Source organism: Verrucomicrobiota bacterium, assembly GCA_038744685.1.
GTDB lineage: Bacteria > Verrucomicrobiota > Verrucomicrobiia > Opitutales > Puniceicoccaceae > Puniceicoccus.
In genome coordinates this window covers 68,108-85,514 of record JBCDMB010000010.1, presented here as the reverse complement: position 1 = coordinate 85,514, position 17,407 = coordinate 68,108, and the positions used below count along the sequence as shown (strand labels likewise).

Here is a 17,407-nt window from a genome sequence, read left to right as displayed (position 1 = left end):
ATGGCGCGAGAGAGTTGAGTAAGCTACTGAAGGCGGGTGAGGGAAAAGGCATCCGGGCGTTCCGGCCTGCTGCACTCGTTCTCCTTGTAGTTGCTATCGTTGCTCTCGGACTCGGTTACCTCACTACAGGTGCAGTTGAGACCGATTGGGGCTCTATCTGGAGCGCATTTTCCACCTGGACTGATTCGTCTGCAGCGTTCGGCCTTCAGGAAGCTGTAATCCGAGAGATCCGCCTACCCCGCCTGGTCGCTGGTCTTTTGGTGGGAACCGCTCTGACGCTTGCAGGAACCCTGATGCAGGGACTCTTTAGAAACCCTCTTGCGGATCCCGCGCTGATCGGCGTTTCCAGCGGAGGTGCGATGGGTGGGATTCTAGCCATAGTCGGATTTCCGCTCCTATTCCCCAATCTCGACCTCGGAATGGGCGCCGGTGCTTTCGTTCTTCCGCTCTGCGCAATGGGCGGAGCGATCGGCCTAACTTTTTTAATCTACCGGGTTTCCCTCGTTCGGGGGAAAACCCATGTTCCGGCAATGTTGCTGACGGGAATCGCCGTCAATGCGATCGGCGGAGCATTTGTTGGTCTCATGCTTACGGTTTTTGCGACCGATGCACAGCTGCGGTCCGTCACCTTTTGGACCCTCGGCAGTCTTGGGGGATCGAATTGGACAAGCACTGGAATCCTCGCGTTGTTCATTATCCCCGGTGTGGCAATTTCGCTGAGACAAGGACGTTCCTTGAACGCTTTCCTTCTCGGGGAAGCCGAGGCAGTCCATCTCGGTGTCTCTATCCAGCGAATGAAAAGACTGGTGATCATCGTCAGTGCCCTAATGGTTGGGGTGACCGTAGCCTTTTGCGGAATCATCGGCTTTGTCGGTCTCGTGGTTCCCCACATGATCCGCACCGTCTTCGGCCCCGACCACAACTTCCTCCTTCCAGCGGGGGCACTTTTGGGGGCCGTGGTCCTGGTGGCGGCAGACCTCTGTGCGCGGACGGTTGTCGCGCCGGCTGAACTGCAGATCGGTATCCTGACCGCGTTGCTCGGTGGACCTTTCTTCCTTGCTCTCCTTTTAGGGGCAAGAAAAGGCGGTGCCTCTCTTGGCGGAACATGAATGAGGCAGTTCTTAAAGCTCGCGGTATAACCGTTCGCGCTGGCAAGAAGACGCTGGTCGAAGGGGTGGACCTCGACCTCAAGGCTGGAGAAATTCAGGTGCTGGCGGGTCCCAACGGTGCGGGAAAGAGTACTCTGCTCCGCGTCTTTACCGGCGAGAACAAGGCCAACGAAGGGACCGTTGAGCTCGATGGACGTGAGCTCGGAGAGTGGGAAGCCAACGACCTTGCAAAGAAACGCGCCTGCCTCCCACAAACTTCGTCGCTCTCTTTTCCATTTACGATTGAGGAGGTAGTCGGGATTGGTCGAATTCCATACCTCGACCGGAGAGAAGAAAAAAAAGAAGCCATACAGCACGCCCTGGAAATCGTTGCACTCGCTGATCGTGCCTCCGAAGGCTATCTCCACCTTTCCGGTGGAGAGAAACAACGAGTGCATTTGGCAAGAATCCTCGCACAACTCGACGATCCTGCCGAAAAAATTCTTCTTTTGGACGAACCCACTTCCAGCCTTGATCTGACCTTCCAACAAATGGTCTTCCAAATTGCCCGCCAATGGGCTGATGCCGGGTCCGCAGTTCTCCTTGTCCTCCACGACATGAATCAGGTTATGCACCACGCCGACAAGGTTACCATGCTATCCGAAGGACGGGCGGTGGCCTCCGGTCCACCGAGAGAGGTGCTACAGTCTGAGCTGGTCGACAAAGTCTATCATGTGCACTCCAGATGGATCGACGCAGGCGACCACCGTCTGCTGGTTTTGGACTCTCCATAAGAGTGTGAGAAATGGTAGCATCGGTCGCGAAGACCGATGATCTTCTCACTGCCGAAATGGACTTTACGCAACGCCCTCTGCATTGGGAGTCTCTACCCTCGCCTGTCGAGGCGACCGCCCAAAACCTGCGATCAACCACCATTGGATCGCCAGAAAACCGTAGAACGCCACCGTACCCACGATCTCGTGCATCAGCATGTAGTGGTCGCCTACCAGTGGAGCCAGACTGACGATCACAAAAATACGGACCAAATTTCCTACAAGTGCGAGGAATACAGCGGCTATCAGTAGCAGAAACCCATCCAATACGGATACCTTTCGATAAAACCAGAACGCAAAGGTAAGGATTAAACTGGTTCCGAGGAGTCCGAATCCATTGCATTCTGCCGCCACGTGAAATGGACGCTCGTTGACCACTAGGAGGAGCATCGGAACTCCATCCTGCACGACGAAGAAGAGCTCGGTCGACTGGCGGATCCAATCAAAGGCCTTCGCCGACCATTGTCCGGCAAGAATCCGTAACGGATAGTCCAGAAACGGCAGAGCAACCAGAAGCGCACCGAAAATGGTGAAGGCGATGAAAAGAGAATTGATAAGACGCTTCGCAGAAGGATGAAGAAGCACACCTCCCGCTGCCCGCAAGAAACAGCAAATCGATCCAAAAAGAAGAAACACCTTCCCAACACCCGGTGCTAAAACGAACGACAGTGCGGCGACGATAAACCCAATCGCTGCCCAGTTCAGCGAAAGTCCTGTCGGTTCGTCCGGTGACGCAATCTGGGGTCTAAAATCAAACACCAGGTAAAAGGCCAAAAGGCCCAGTAAGATCGCAGTGTTGGTAATCTGCTCTGCATCGCGAAGCGGAGCCGGAAGAGAGAGGAAAAACCAGACAACCAAACCCACTGCCAGTCCGAAAAACAGGAGAAAATCCGGCCTTTTGATACGGACGGTAGCTTCACGGAGAGCACTACCAGAGGACGACATTTGAGGTCCCTCTAGAGGTCAAAGTTCTCCAAGTTGCCCTTTACTTCACTCAGGAAGGAGGCCGATCCTGCACCGTTGATCCAGCGGTGGTCAAAAGTGAGAACCAAACGGACCACTTCGCGACTACTCTCACCCTTGGTCTCGGGATCCAACTCATAATGCGCAGACCCGACAAAGAGAGTTGCGATGGAAGGTGGCACGACAATTGGGGTAGCCGACTGGACATCGTAATTACCCATGGTCGAGAGTAGGATCGGTATCCGTGTTTTGGGCTGGAAGCGTCCTTTCCGGGTGTCGTCCACTGCTTTCAGGAACAAATCGTGGAACTCTGCCCACTCTCTTCGGTTGGCGTCGGGCACGATCGCTGTCGCAAGGCTATCGCCCGGAAGAGATACCGCGATCCCTAGGTCAAAATCTCCAATTGCCCGAGGCATCTTCCCCATGAGGAGAGTGTGCGTAAACCGTCGGTGTTTCTTCATCGCCTGGACCAGACTCCATCCGGCAATCGCCGAGGGACTGGGTGGGGCTTTGCCTTCGTCCTTTGCCTTTTGCCGAACGGCACGAATCGGAGCCCAACGGGCCTTCGTTACAATGGTCGCCGGAACAAGGCCCTGCATTTGCTGAATGATCTCAGCAGACAATCCGGAGGTTTTTGCGATCTCACCGTTCGGTTCTTCGTATTGTTTGAAGCGACGGATGTTTGCCTCTTCGGCCCCTGAGAGCGCCGCGCTCGGACTACTTGCGGTGGAACTGCTGGATGCGAAAGTGCAGCGGGCGATAATGTCGCCAACCCCGACCTCGTCACCCTCTTCGAACATCCATTCCTCAATCACCCCACTTTCGGGAGCCTCGATAGGAAAAACGGCCTTGTCTGTCTCGACTTCACAGATGGATTCGTCGGGCTCGAAGCTCTCTCCTTCCTTCTTGAAGAGGGTGAGTAGACGCGCTCGGGTAATCCCCTCTCCGAGAACAGGAACCTTGATCGTCTCCTCTGACGGACCAGCAACGACCGGCTCATCCTCGACCATGTTAATCTCCGGGGCCAAGGCCGGCATCGGCGGTGCAATGGTCTCCGCTGACGGTGGCGACGCTTTGGAAGTGACCATCTCTTTGATTTTCCCGAGGATAGTCTCGGAATCCGGGAGGGCGGAATACTCGTAGGTCGGATGGAAACCGACTGGAGCGTTATCCCTCGAAACGATCCGAGGTGCCGCCTGTAAGCGTGGCCAAATATCAGGAGTTTCGATCACCTCTGAGACAATCGCCTGCCCCACACTGCATGGATCGGCATCTTCCTGAACCACTAACAAACGCCCTGTCTTGCGAACCGAGTTGAAAACCGTTTCGCGATCCCAGGGAACGATGGTGCGGAGATCAATGAGCTCGACCTGGCTATCATCGCCGAGCTTTTCGATCGCTTCTTCGACCAACTCAACACAGTTCCCCCATGCAACTACTGTGACCATGTGGCCGGACCTCCGTAGTCGGGCCCTCCCGATAGGAGCTGCCCGAATCTTCTCCGGCAGCTTCTGCTCCTCCCAAAGAAGATGCTTGGGCAAGAGCATGAGGATAGGGTCGGTCGCTTGATTTGCACTCCAGATCAAACCGGCGGCATCCTCCGGTGTGCTCGGAACCACAATCGTCAATCCGGGAAGGTTAGCAAAGAGGCCCTCACTGGAAGAGCTATGCCAAATCGCTCCACCCGGAAGGTAGGCTCCGTAGGGAGCATAAATAACCGCTGGACAGGTCCAGTCTCCAAAACTCCGCCACCGGAGGTTGGTCAAGTTATTTGCCAATTGATTCCACCCGGGCCCGATGAAGTCGATGAATTGAATTTCAAAGAACGGTTTCTTACCATAGGAGGCGAGACCGCAGGCAAGCCCTAGAATTGTCGACTCGGCAACGGGCGAATTCATTGCCCTCTCCGGATCGGCCGTGGAGAGCCCTGCGGTCAGCCGGAACACTCCCCCTTTTGGATCGGCAATATCCTGGCCATAAAACAATGAGTCCTTGTTTCGGGAAAGAACCTGCTTGAACGTCTCGTTGACCGCATCGAGAAGGCGCATCCGCTCCTTTAGGTTGACCGGAGGTTTCTGTGCGATAGGGGGAGCGGAATCCGTCAGGTGTAGAGTCACTTCTGAATCATCCGGATCGTCTGCCTTTCGTGCTTCCTGATAAGTTTTCCGGGCACTGTCCTTCAGTTCTTTCTCCAGTGCAGCCAACCCCTCCTCGGACAAAGCTCCATCCTGAATGAGCTCTTCCTGCAATGCCTTGATCGGGTCCCGCGCCTCGGTGAGGTCGAGCTCAGGCTTTCCCCGATAGAGACGATGGTCATCCGCACTGGAATGGCTTGTGCCCCGCTCTAGATCGAGCCAGAGGAAACTCGGACCCCCTCCGGATCGCGCTTTGGAAATTGCTTCCGCACTTGCCGTATGCACTTCCGCTACGGAAGCGCCATCTGCTTTCACCCACCGCTCAGGATCCAAAATTCCGAGCGCCAGTGGATTCGCATCACGGTTAGGCGTGCTAATGGCGATACCGTTGTCTTCGACAACAAAAACGATCGGCAGTTTTTTCTCTACGGCCACACAGGCCGCTTCGAAAAAGTCTCCCTGACGTGACGCCGCTTCTCCGGTAGAAGCAATCACCACATCCGACTTGCCATCCAGTTTGATTCCCCAGGCGATTCCGCACGCCGGAAGAAGGTGAGACCCTATAGGAGATGGGTGAGACCAAATATTGTTTTTCCGGGAAGAGAAATGCCCCGGTAGCTGCCGTCCGCCACTGGATGAACCCCGTTTCCCAAAAAAAGTAAGCGCTATGTCATGAGTGGTGAGTCCACGGGCCAGAACAAGCGCTCGATCCCTGTAGTAAGGAGCAATAAAATCATCCGGAGTTAAATGCGCGGCAACCGCCGCTATCGCTTCATGGCCAATCCCGCCAACGTGGAACCACCCGTGCCCTTGCCGCAATAAACTCTGCTCGCGCAAGTCGCCCATCCGACTCTCGATCATCAAACGGAGCAGCTGCTGCTTCTCATCACGAGTCAGCTCGGCGATAGCGGGTTTTTTACGACTGGCCATGTAAACGCCCCATCTCAGAGAGAGAAACCCCTGAACTCAAGCGGTTTCGTGGGTCCCTCTCTGGGGCGTGTCGAATACAGGGCACCTAATGAAACCCAGTAGCCTTGTTCGATAGAACAAGACAATTGCGATTGCGGCGGAAAACCAAATCGACCGCAAAGTGCGTTCTACAACACCGGACGCTGTGTTGTAGCTCAGTGCCCGCTCCCCTCCGACGCGCCCAACGGAAAAAACCGACACCGTCCTCGGGCTGTACTTCGATTCTATCCGAGGCATAGGCTGCGTCGAAAACGACCAGCTTCGACTCCAAAACCAATGCTCCGAAGGAAGCCAAATCATTTCTTCGGAACAAACGGGGCTGGATTCATGCGGGCGTTGTAGACGCGAACGATTCGCAGAAGATCTTCATCCGGCAAATATTCGTAAATGATTTGCGTGTGGAACCGCTTCTCGTGGAAACGTCGCAGTTCCCGTTTCTTTGAGACCCGGATGTATCCATCGGGTGAAAGGCTGATCGCTTGGATCGCGGCTTCGAACTCCTTAGCGAACTCTTTTTCAAGTCCGGACCTTTGTTTTTGCCAAAACAAAGCTTCCCGCCGCTGGTCGGCGACGGCTTCTTTCAGGTGGCGGATCCGCATTCACCTAGCCTTCGCGGACCATTCTCATCGCTTCTTCGTGCGATACTGTTGAGGTCAAACCGCTCTCAAGGTCTTCCAGTCTCTGCTCGGCGATCTTCGCTTGCTCTTCGTGGAATCGACACTCCTGGACGTGACTAAAATGGGCCATAACTTTGTCACGCTCCTCAGCGGACATGGCATCGATTTCCTCAATGACTTGCGCTGCGTTCATGCTACCAACATGGCTGTTTTTCCTGATTTCTACAAGTCCAGCTTTTCGAAGGCAGTTGGTTCTAAATTTCTACCGGAAACGAACGCTTCGTCTAATTCACTTTCGTGCTCATGAGCTATAGAACCTGAATTCGACTTCGAATTGGGTGTCCGAATGCCGCTGCGCAATGACATTCTACAAACACTCTAGAGTCCTTTGTAGCTCATTTACTTGGTCCTTTGAGGAAGCCACACTCACCCACCATTCATTAGTGCCGTGAAGCTCTCGACAAACTCCTCTCTTGCTGCGTTGTCCGCCAGCGGCTCCGCCCAGGACAATGATCTTTGGTAAGAAATCAGATCCTCGAAGAAACGGTAGAGTTCAATCGACGCAGTCTGCCGCTGCACGAGGGCATTGTTCTGAGCGTCGAGTAGGTCAATGTTGGATACACTCCCTTGTTCGTACTTGTCCTGAACTATCCGTAAGTTCTCCTGCGCGCGGTCAGCTGCGATTCTCGACAGACGGATTGACTGCCAGGAACTAGCCAGATCCGAGAGCGAGTTGCTGACGTTGACTGAGATCGTCTGCCGCAAACGCGCTTCCTGAAACTCGAGGCTTCTCACTTCCGCCCGAGCCTGCCGCGCATCGCCAAAACGGCTACCCCCTTCAAACAAGGGAAGAGTCGCGCCGACCAGAAAAGTCCAGGTGTCTTCCTCATCAGTCGCGCCCAATGCGCCGGAGGTATATTCGGAATCGAGAATCTGGCTGTAAACAAAAGAGGCCGAGACTTCGGGAACGAAAAAACTCCGTCGGCTCTCTGCAAGCCGAAGCCTCTGAGCATCCGCAGAAAAGTTAAGCGAAGAAAGCTCGGGTGACCGCGCCAACGCAAACTGGATACTCGCTACCCGAAACTGATCCGATGACTGCTGGGTGTTCGCAAGTGGTATGAGAACAGAGAGAGTAGTACGAAAAACGTTTGTATCCAGCGACAGGTCTTCCAGCGTCCACGACCGATCCGGTGGCTCGCCGAGAGCACGGTTGAGATCATTTACCGCGCTGTGCAGCAGACTCCGAGTCGACCACAGCGTGCTCTCCTGCTGTGCCTCCTCCGACTCAAAACGAAGGACTTCCTCTGGTCCTGCCGTCCCAATATCCCTACGGATGCGTGATAGTTCGAGATTCTCTCGTGTAATCCTTAGATTGTCTTCAGCGATTCGAAGCGAGGACGCGATGGAAAGAACGCTGACGTAAGCAATCCCAGTTTCCTCAACGACGTCTAGTTTAACTGAATCATCCGCTTCCTGTGCAGCCTCAAGCTCTCTGCGACTCGTCCGAAAATCAGTTACCTGCGAGTCATCGTAGATCATTTGACTAGCGGTAAAATCCAAACTGGTCTGATTTTCCGGAGAGAAACCTGCCTGCACCTGTGTCTGGTCTTCGTTTACCTGCTGGTAGGTCACTCCAATTCCTACCTGAGGCAAAACCGGACCTCGCGCTTGGTCTACGGCAGCCCTCGCCAGCGAAACGTTCTCTTGGCTAATCTTGCGGGTAAAGTTGTTTTGGAGAGCAAGGGCCATCGCCTGCCCCAAAGAGAGAGAAGGTCCGCCCGTTTGGTCACTCCTTACGAGAGTGGAAAGAACATCGGGATCGACGGGAGGGGGTAAGTCCTCCTCATTTGCATCCGACTGAACGGTGGTATACGTCTCCGTGATCTGGGAGTCTAGATGGCCCGCAAGAACCAGTGAAAGCAGTAGGCAGTATCGTTTCATTCCGTGAGCGGAGTGCTACTCTGGTATCCCGCCGAGGTCAAGAGGCCGCGATCATTCGATTGGAATTTCTAGAAGGTCCTGTATTCTTTTCTCGCACCCTTTTTTAAACCGAAAAAACCCCGATTTTGCGTAGGGCCACAGGCTGCGGTCCCATTCCCTGAGGTAGAATCTTGTTGAAATGCCATTTTGTTCGAGCTGCTCAATGATCGGGCGTAATCCGTCCCTGGTTGGGCCTATCGGGGAATAAGGGATCCAGAGTCTTTTCACCCCTCCCTTTCGGGCCCAGTCGACTACTGTCTCTGTTTCCGAGCCTGGTAGAGCCCTAATCGTTTGAGCCCCTGCGGACAAAACCCGCTCCAAGGCATCCCCCGCTGCCTGATCCCGAAACTCGGCAACTGGTTCAGCCTCTCGAACGGACTCACGGGAACGTTCGGGCCTTCCCCCGCCAACAATCCGAAAAACCGAAAGGTCCTCGAAGAAAGACTCCGGGTTGAGGTCGTCTATCGTCAGAAACAAACCGTCGCTTGACTGTGGAGGATCGTCCTCGAGGGATTCTGGTAAAGAAGGCGTCTGTGGCTCTGGATGTCCGGAAAAAGGCAAAGGATCCGCAGATTCACGCAGCTGGCCAGAGGCTGTGAACCGACCTTCTGTGTATTTTTCGATGTTGGATTCACGGGCGAGGTAGTGCTTCCCCGCCGTTTGTAGACCCGCTACCCACTTCCAGCTCAGCGTGTTGGACGCGGGGTCGCCATCAAGAAGGTGCTGGACGAAAAAATCCGCACCGAGAGTCCACGGCAACTCGAGAGTAAAAATCCAAATACTGGCAAACCACATACGGGCATGATTGTGCAAGTAATTGTCTTCGGTGAGCTCTCGGCTCCACTGGTCGAAACACTGGATGCCCGTCTCGCCGGAAACCGCCTTGGCTAGACTGTCTCTACCAGCTTCGCTGAGCCGTTCCAGATCAAGATCGCGCTCTCGAAGCCAGTCCTCCCAAACACCGGGCCGCATTTCCAGCCAACCCTTCCAGTAGGTTCTCCAAGTGACCTCCTGAATAAATTTTTCGACTTGGCCAAAGCGGTAGCGCGAAAGCACTTCCTCACAGGTCTCCTTCTCGGTAATCAATCGATGCCGGATGTAGGGGGAGAGAACGGATACGTTCGACCGGTCCTCTGGTCCACGGTCAAAATTGCGCTGCCGGGCGTACCTTCCTGCCGCCGACAAAAACTCATCGAGTCTTCGCAGGCCAGCATCTCTTGTGGGTTCCCAGGATCTCATTGGTAAATGTGGGTTCTACTTTTACTCCACTGCAAACGGATGAGCGGATTGGTTTCAGGGAAACTTGCCGTGGGCTGCAACTTCTGACATCCATCCCCTATGACGGCACAGACTTTAGCGGTCCTGGTGATTCGATTGATCGGGCTCTATTCGATCCTTGAGGGAGTACTTCAGGGCCTCACCGGCGTAGCCGCTTCCTGGGGAAAAATCGGTTTAGTCTATTGGCAAACGTTTTTGGTAACCGTGGTTTTACCCCCAACAATCCTGGTTTTGGCGGGAGTCCTTATCCTTTTTTTCTCTGGACCATTAGGGCGGCTTCTGGCGCGCGGTCTTGAGCAACTCCCTGTGAAGAATCGCTAGCATGTGGAGAGCACTTCTGCTCGCACTGCCAGGTTTTTTTGTCGGATGTTCTTCTGATAAGGAAGTAGCAGAACGACCCTCTAACGCGGAAGAAGCACTCTTACTGGAAATTGCGGAACGCCTAGATCCGGAAACGCCGGGCCTGCAGGAGTTTTTTCAGCAGATCACCCAAGAAGATTTTGAAACTGCCCAGAACACTCTTCTCACGTACTTTCGCGCTAAAGAGATTCCTATCTGGGCACTGCCAGACCCACTACCCGTAGAGCAGCAAACACTGATCAACGCACTCGCCGCGTGGCGGGGGCGTTTCTCCTTCCAAGGGGTTGAGGGTGATGCGCTCCTTGAAGATGGAACTATCGACTGGGAAAACCGCGGCCCTCGGGGTGATCCTGAGTGGACCTGGTTTTTGCACCGCCATTTTTTTCTCCGCGAAATGATGGTCCTCTACCAAGCCCAGGGCCATGACGAGTTTGTCGCCCAATTGAATGATTATCTACTGGATTGGTTCTGGAAGTTTCCACCTCCGGATAAGCAGAGTTTTTCTGCATCGTGGCGCGCTCTCGAAGCAGCCCGCCGTTATGTCGACTCGTGGTTGCCGGTATACGCTGAACTTCGAAACCACCCTGCTTTCAGTGAGGAAGCTGAGTTGGCGGTGATTGCAGGGGCTGCGCGCCACGCGAATTATTTGAAGAACTTTCATCACTTCGGCGGAAATCACCTGGTAACCGAGATGATGTCCCTCGCGGCGATCGCAGCAGTTTGGCCCGAATTTAACCATGCGGAGGAGTGGATGGGCTATGCCGTGGACCGTGCCCTGGAGGAAATGGATCTTCAAATCTATCCCGACGGAGCCCACAAGGAGCTGGCGAATCACTATCAATGGATCGCCGGATCGTCTTTCCAGCGCCTCTACAGCATCCTTGTCGGCTCGGACGCGTCTGATTCGGCAGAGAAGATGAAACCTCAAATGGAAATGCTCTGGGATTACTACGCTAGAGTGACACGCCCAGACGGAACGGGCCCCCTCAACAACGACTCCGATCTCGAACCGAATGCAGCCCAGTTAAAGCTATTAGCCCGCTACTATGACCGTCCCGACTGGCTCTACATAGCGACACAGGAGGAGGAAGGGGAAGCACCGGAGGATCCCCCATCAAAAGTATTTCCGTGGGCTGGGCAGGCAATTCTGCGATCCGATTGGGGACCCGAAGCCGATTGGGTATTCTTCGATGCTGGACCTTTCGGTGCGGACCATCAGCAGAATGACCGGCTCCACGTTTCAGCCAGCCTGATGGGCAAGAATTTACTCGTTGATTCAGGGCGCTATGTCTACCGCGATGACAAATGGTCTGCGTTTTTTCGGGGCCCGCTTTCGCACAATGTTCCAACCTTCGGGAAATTCGAAAGAGTAATCCCTGACCGAATCGCCTCCGTCCCTCAGGAAGATTTAAAGATCGAAGAGATCGACGGGCTGCTTCGGGTAACAGGAGAGATCCCACTCCGTCAGGTAGGTTCTTCCGGTTGGGAGGGGAGGCACCAGAGAACCGTGAGTTTAGGGGATGGCTTTGTCTGGATTGTCGATCTAGTCGAGTTACCGGTTTCCGATCAAGTGACTTTTCGATGGCGCTTTCATCCTGACCTTGCTCTGGTTCGTCATCCGAAAGGCTGGGCTGTCAAAGAGTCTGAGGAGACCGTCGCGATATGGCGAATGGCAGCAAACGTGCCGACAGGCGTCGAGGAGTTGCGAGGCGTCGAGGAGGGCCAACTCCAGGGCTGGTACTCTCCCGAATATAACGAAAGAGTTCCTAACTCCGTTCTGCTCTACGAAAGTTCACCATCTAACATCGCGATATTCTCGTGGGTCTTGGCCAGTAAACAGTTGGAAGCGGCACAACCGGGAGTCTCTGGCTCAGAGGCAACCCTCAGCGTCTACAAAGAGAACGAAGCCCACCAGTTCCGTCTCGATCTTCCCGTTCATAAATAGGAGCATTATGCTACTGAGAGGGTAGAACCAAATGACACCAATTTACCGTGCACTGAGGAACCTTCGAGGGTAGCGTCGGTGGTTACACCGACGACCCGTATTGCTCGATGAAACCCGAGAGTGGCGCGATCATCCGCCTTACGGCGCGATGCTACAGAATTTTCCTAACACATCCTTAAACTAGCCCATTCAGGATAAGCCCCCGGCCACCCCAATCTCCAACGGCCGGGAGGGATCTCCGGCCAAGTGAAGCGTCTGCGTTGGGAAGGCGAAGTCGATTCCTGCCACATTGAAGCGATCCAGAATCTCGAGATTCACTTTCTCGCCAAATGCAAGAAAGTCCCAGTAGGCAGCTGGATGATACCAGTAGATGCAGAAGAGGTTGAGCGCACTACTCTCAAAATTGTTGAAGTAGACCCTCGGTGGAAAGTTGGCATCCATCCCCTCATGATCCTTGAGAATATCCTCCAAAATGGCTTTCGCCTCCCGCACTTTATCCGGTGGAGTGTCGTAAGTGATGGTGATGTTGAACAGGCGGCGGATATGAGGCCGCTTTGAAACATTCTCTACCGACTTATTCGCAAGCTCGCCGTTCGGTATAGTGACGACGTGACCCGTGAGGGTGCGGATTCGGGTGGATCTCATCCCTACAGCTTCGACCGGTCCGTCGTATCCATCGACCAGGATACGGTCACCAATTTCGAAGGGCCGGTCCGAAAGAAGTAGGATGGACCCAAAGAAATTCTTAATCGTATCTTGGGCGGCCAAAGCAAAGGCCAAACCACCAATCCCAAGACCCGCGAGGATGGATGAGACCTCTTTCCCACTAAGGATCTGCGCAATCTGAACGATCGCTAGGACTCCAATGGTGATCGAGAGACTCTTGGAAACAATCGGGACCAGCATGTCATCCAACTTGCTCTGAGTCTTGCTCGCCCTACCCGCCATCCAAACCTTTGGCCCCTCGATCAGACAGTGGGCGGTCCATGCTACGGCCAGAGTCAGAACCACACCGACAACCGTCTGAATCAGTTCAGCTGCATCTCCGAGCGAAAGAAGACTCGTGCCTGAGAACAGCCCGAGGGCGAAGGTGAGGAAAACCACCGAGCTCGCGAGTCCGCCTAAGAAAGCGGCTGTAACAGGGCGCTTGTCTACCAAATGGTCTGACCGCCGTCGAAAAATCCCCTTCAGGATTTTCCCAGCGATCAGACCCACCAGAAGTACTAAGAAGAGCCCACCAATCTGCCAAATCCGGTTGCCCCCAAATAGCTCAAACTGAAGAAAAGACCCCAAAATCATGGGAGTCGAGAGAGCAGAATAGAGACCACTTTCCGGACCCGGAATCTGATTAAAATAAACCAGGTTAAATTTATTTGACATTATTTTTGTTCGCCCACCCTTCGTTCCCTTCCATATTTTACTCGTTAGCCATTCTTAGTCAGGCCCTTATGAATATCTGTCGGTTGCTTTTATCCTTTCGGGCTCTTCCAAAAGGAGAATCCGTTTGCGGTTCTATCTAGAAGGGTTTGCTCTTTCTCCGAGGAGGTAGGAGCGGTTCATGAAGCAGGAAGGGAAACATCTATTGATCGACGGTTACAACGTGATCCATAGCCTCCCTTCGCTGAAAAAGCTTCTTGAGGAGAGCCAGGAAGCCGCGTGTGAAAGCCTCATCCGTATGGCTCGTGCGATTCACGACGAAGAGGGGATACGGGTTACGGTAGTCTTCGACGGTCGGGAGAAAACTGTTCAAATCGAGCGTCCGTGTCAAAGGGTCACTTTTTCTGTTGTCTATGCTTCGAGTCAGCTTTCAGCAGACGGGGTCATTGAGCAGTTACTAGCCCGCTCTAGACAGCCCGAACAAATCACCGTTGCCAGTCGCGACAACATGATCCGGGAGGCCTCTGCCGCCCGAGGAGCCTTCTTCATTGATGGTTCGGGTTTCGAGGATTGGGTAACGCGTTGTGAAAAAAGAATCACTTCCCGATCGAGCGGCAAGAAATCGAAAACCTGGGAGAACTCACTGGGAGATCTCTGGGAGGATCTCGAATGACTGCCCGCGTAGAGGAGCTCACCGGGTTGTACGGTCCGGTGTTTTTAGAGGAAAAACAAGTTCAGCGAATTTGGGCTTCCCGCACCTTTCGCCAGGCCGACATGGTGACTCGAAGCGGCCGACGCCTTGAAATCCTCGATCCCGGACGATGGAACTTTCAGGAAGGTCCGGACTTCCGTGGTGCTATTCTGGAAATGGACGGAGTGCGCGTGCATGGTGACATCGAAATCCACCTCCATGAGGAGGACTGGTGGAAACACAAACACGGATCAGACCCAAACTTTGCCAACGTCATTCTTCACGTTGTTCTTTTCCCAAAACGGCAGAAGGGGCAGTCCGATCTCCCTGTCCCCTCCTTTGAAACTCTGGAGTGGCTCAAATACTTGGATCAGGACCTGGAAAGCTACCTTGAGGACCATGGCTCTGAGGACCTTTTGGACAAGGGTTTGCCTCAGAAACTGGCTCCTTTGGCTTCCCTTCCGATCGAGGCAAGAGAAACCGTTCTTCTGGAAGCGGCTTGGGAGCGATGGTCGAGGAAGTGCGAAGTGGCCGAGCGACGACTTTTGGCAACATCATGGACGGATGCCTGCCACCAAGTGTTTCTTGAAGTTTTAGGCCTTAGGCGAAATCGGGCTCCCATGAGTGTAGTTGCCGCAACGTTCCCACTTGAACAATGGTCTCAAGACCCCGAATCCACTGCGAATGAGGCGTATGCCTCCATGGGAGGTCAATGGAAGTTAGCCGGCCTTCGTCCGGCCAATCATCCACGAAGACGGCTTTTGAACTATGGAGCGTGGATCGAAAAGCGCGGCGTGGCGTGGCCTACGGACTTGGAATCCCGAACCAATCTACCCCGAGCCACTTGGACGAAGGGCACGCCACTCCGCGTATCATCGAAACGCAAAGGCTGGAAGTTGCGTGAGACCGAGGAGAACCTCCGCTCGTTCTTCACTCCAGGCGTCGGTGGCTCCCGTTTCCACAATTGGATCACTGATGGGTTTCTTCCACTGCTCGCGGAGAAAAAGGGGCAGTCCCAATTTCCCATTTGGTACGCTTGGCCGTGTGGTGACGCACCCGATCATTTGAAAGAAGCACTTCAAACCCTCTCACTAACCGGCCGCGGTCGCCCTCTTTGCAACGGCCTTATCCAAGGAGCATTTCGAGTCCTTGAGCCCGACTATCGCAAGCCTTGAGCAAACCGCTCAGAAACAACCCAACAATCTCAATCTGATACGGAGACGTGAATAAAAAGAGGTATCTTGTGTCCTCGATTGGTCAGACCCAGGAAATCAAGGGAACGAGCCCAAGAACTACTAACTCAATCCAAAACACCAGCTGACTGATCGCCAAAATCCGCTGAAAACCACCCAACCTCCTCCACGCCAACAACAAACCTATCGAGAGAAGAGGGCCGACCACACTACAGGCCGCCAACAGAAGTGCTTCAGGCCCAGGCCGTGAAAGCTCCGCGATATCTCCTGTTCCGCCAAAGATGCCCCAGCTGACAAAGCTAAGAAGAAACAGAAGGCCCACCCACGATCCCAGAGTGATCCAGATCCAGCCCCAAAACCGAACGCTTTCCCAAAAAAGGGCGGTTCTTCGGAAGATTGCAATCACCGCCGAACCAGCGACGTAGGCCGGTAAGAGAGTGCTTCCGATGACCAACATCAGAATTCCGCCAAAAAGTGCCACTCCCTCCACCCAAAATGTCAAAGCGTTCGTTCTCCGCCAACTCTCCCCATCAATCCAGTAAGAGGCGTTCCCCTCTTCCACGAGCACTCCCGAAGCGAGAGGAAAATCCTGAAGCCGGAAAACACCCTTCTCGTCTGGCTCCCAGACAGACATCGATGGGCTCCATGGCCAAACGCCACTTATTTGTATTAACTCTCCGACGGACTCGATACGGATGGCACTCAAAAGACCAAAAAGGCCCGTGCGCACCTTCATGTCGTGAGTGAAATTACGATAGATACCCGAGAAACACTCCCAGTCTCTTCCCTCCTGGAGGTTGCCCGTGCCATTGCTGACAGGATCAGGATCCTTGATAACTGCAGCCACCTTCGATCGAAGTTGTCCCATTTCACCGCGAGTCGCTAGATCGGTCCACACAACGAATCCACGACCGGTATTTCGACAATACCCCAGCGTAGTCTGAAAACCATCAATCCGGCCCCAATGCCCGCGAAAAACACGGCCATCGATCACAAAAGGGAACAGACCAATTCCATAGGCAGCATCTCCAGCTCCATGATTAGCCGCCAACGAGGATTCGGAGCGCTGTATCCGTTCGATAGTGGACTCCTCGAGAAAAACACTCCCATCCGAACCGGCACCATCGCGCAAAAACATCAGCACGACCTGACTCAAGTCTTGTAACGTGCTCTCCAAGCTTCCGGCCGCTCTTACTCCAGGGAACCAGCGGATCCCTTGTTCCTCCTCTGCAACTGGTCGCGACCATGGTTCCAAATCCATCTCCGGCAAAAAGGTCGATGCTCCCATATCGAGTGGTGCAAAAACTTCTTCTGCCACCAGCTGATCGAAATCAATCCCAGTGACGGCTTCGATATAGCCTGCCGCGAGGACCGCCCCGCTATTCGCGTAGGAGTAATGTTTCCCCGGCTCCCATCGCAGAACGAAAGGCTTTCGGCTACTGATGTACTCTCCGGCAGTAATATCAGCCGGCCACTGTCCAAAATCCACATAATCCGAACCCTCCAAGCCCGCCGTGTGTTCAAAGAGCTGAGCTAGAGTAACTGGACTCTCCGGCCACCGATTCTCGAACCAACCTCTTTCCGGTCCGTCCATAACATCATTCCAATCAACTACACTCGAATCCACCAATCGAGCCGCCAGAAGAGCCGTGATCAATTTGCTCACCGAACCGGCTCGAAAAGAAAAGGTCGCTATCGCATCAGAACGGTCCCTGAGAACCCCCAACCCTTGGAAGACAACCCAACCATCCTCAGAAACAACTGCCACCCCACCCCCGGCAGAACCATCCGAGAACTCAAAAGTCTGCAGCGTTTCGATCGCTTCAGACACCGTTTCCGAAGGATAACCCAATTCGGCACCTAGCGCCTGCGAAGAAAACGCCATCGCCATCAATAATCCAAAGTTGCGCCGTCGGGAGGGCATAGGCTTATATCTGCCTCTTGTTGATACCCTGCTAAAGCTAAAAATGGGATAACG

Annotated in this window: 14 protein-coding genes; 6 read left to right on the top strand and 8 right to left on the bottom strand. The window is 54.0% G+C overall.

Translation table 11 applies throughout. From position 1 onward, the window contains the following. The first annotated feature begins 14 nt into the window (after positions 1-14). A complete protein-coding gene (locus AAGJ81_07985; protein ID MEM0966069.1) occupies positions 15-1,109 on the top strand; it encodes an iron ABC transporter permease in 1,095 nt (364 codons plus the stop codon). After that, positions 1,106-1,882, top strand: a complete 777-nt coding sequence (locus AAGJ81_07980) for a heme ABC transporter ATP-binding protein (GenBank protein MEM0966068.1) — start codon at positions 1,106-1,108, stop codon at positions 1,880-1,882. The genes AAGJ81_07985 and AAGJ81_07980 overlap by 4 nt, the downstream gene beginning before the upstream one ends. Positions 1,883-1,945: 63 nt before the next feature. On the opposite strand, the gene AAGJ81_07975 is transcribed toward AAGJ81_07980, so the two are convergent. The 6 genes from AAGJ81_07975 to AAGJ81_07950 all read right to left on the bottom strand — a co-directional run bounded on the left by AAGJ81_07975 (position 1,946) and on the right by AAGJ81_07950 (position 9,824). Next, positions 1,946-2,866 carry an archaeosortase/exosortase family protein gene (locus AAGJ81_07975; protein ID MEM0966067.1) on the bottom strand — a complete coding sequence of 307 codons (921 nt, stop codon included), beginning with the start codon at positions 2,864-2,866 and terminating at the stop codon, positions 1,946-1,948. Between the two features lie 11 nt (positions 2,867-2,877). After that, the gene (locus AAGJ81_07970; protein MEM0966066.1) at positions 2,878-5,949 is read right to left on the bottom strand and encodes a thiamine pyrophosphate-dependent enzyme; all 3,072 of its coding nucleotides are present in this window, start codon (positions 5,947-5,949) and stop codon (positions 2,878-2,880) included. 335 nt (positions 5,950-6,284) lie between these two features. Beyond that, positions 6,285-6,587, bottom strand: a complete 303-nt coding sequence (locus AAGJ81_07965) for a hypothetical protein (GenBank protein ID MEM0966065.1) — start codon at positions 6,585-6,587, stop codon at positions 6,285-6,287. A gap of 4 nt (positions 6,588-6,591) precedes the next feature. After that, entirely contained in the window at positions 6,592-6,798 is a 207-nt protein-coding gene (locus AAGJ81_07960) for a hypothetical protein (protein MEM0966064.1), read from the bottom strand. 233 nt (positions 6,799-7,031) lie between these two features. Further along, complete coding sequence (locus AAGJ81_07955; protein ID MEM0966063.1) at positions 7,032-8,546, bottom strand: TolC family protein; 1,515 nt, start codon at positions 8,544-8,546, stop codon at positions 7,032-7,034. Between the two features lie 51 nt (positions 8,547-8,597). Beyond that, a complete protein-coding gene (locus AAGJ81_07950; protein MEM0966062.1) occupies positions 8,598-9,824 on the bottom strand; it encodes an FAD-binding domain-containing protein in 1,227 nt (408 codons plus the stop codon). A gap of 99 nt (positions 9,825-9,923) precedes the next feature. Between AAGJ81_07950 and AAGJ81_07945 the strand changes: the two genes are divergently transcribed. Both AAGJ81_07945 and AAGJ81_07940 read left to right on the top strand, forming a co-directional pair. Beyond that, positions 9,924-10,184: a hypothetical protein gene (locus tag AAGJ81_07945; GenBank protein ID MEM0966061.1), complete on the top strand. Its 261-nt coding sequence runs from the start codon at positions 9,924-9,926 to the stop codon at positions 10,182-10,184. Between the two features lies 1 nt (position 10,185). Continuing rightward, positions 10,186-12,168 (top strand): alginate lyase family protein, encoded by a 1,983-nt coding sequence (locus AAGJ81_07940; GenBank protein ID MEM0966060.1) that lies wholly within the window; start codon positions 10,186-10,188, stop codon positions 12,166-12,168. Positions 12,169-12,357: 189 nt separating this feature from the next. Here AAGJ81_07940 and AAGJ81_07935 read toward each other — a convergent pair whose 3' ends face one another. Further along, entirely contained in the window at positions 12,358-13,548 is a 1,191-nt protein-coding gene (locus AAGJ81_07935) for a mechanosensitive ion channel family protein (protein ID MEM0966059.1), read from the bottom strand. Positions 13,549-13,726: 178 nt separating this feature from the next. Here AAGJ81_07935 and AAGJ81_07930 point away from each other — a divergent pair, with 178 nt between their 5' ends. Further along, complete coding sequence (locus AAGJ81_07930; protein MEM0966058.1) at positions 13,727-14,218, top strand: NYN domain-containing protein; 492 nt, start codon at positions 13,727-13,729, stop codon at positions 14,216-14,218. After that, positions 14,215-15,411: a DUF2851 family protein gene (locus AAGJ81_07925; GenBank protein ID MEM0966057.1), complete on the top strand. Its 1,197-nt coding sequence runs from the start codon at positions 14,215-14,217 to the stop codon at positions 15,409-15,411. The genes AAGJ81_07930 and AAGJ81_07925 overlap by 4 nt, the downstream gene beginning before the upstream one ends. Before the next feature lie 82 nt (positions 15,412-15,493). Here the strand turns inward: AAGJ81_07925 and AAGJ81_07920 are convergent, their stop codons facing one another. Beyond that, the gene (locus tag AAGJ81_07920; protein ID MEM0966056.1) at positions 15,494-17,353 is read right to left on the bottom strand and encodes a serine hydrolase domain-containing protein; all 1,860 of its coding nucleotides are present in this window, start codon (positions 17,351-17,353) and stop codon (positions 15,494-15,496) included. Positions 17,354-17,407: the final 54 nt, after the last annotated feature.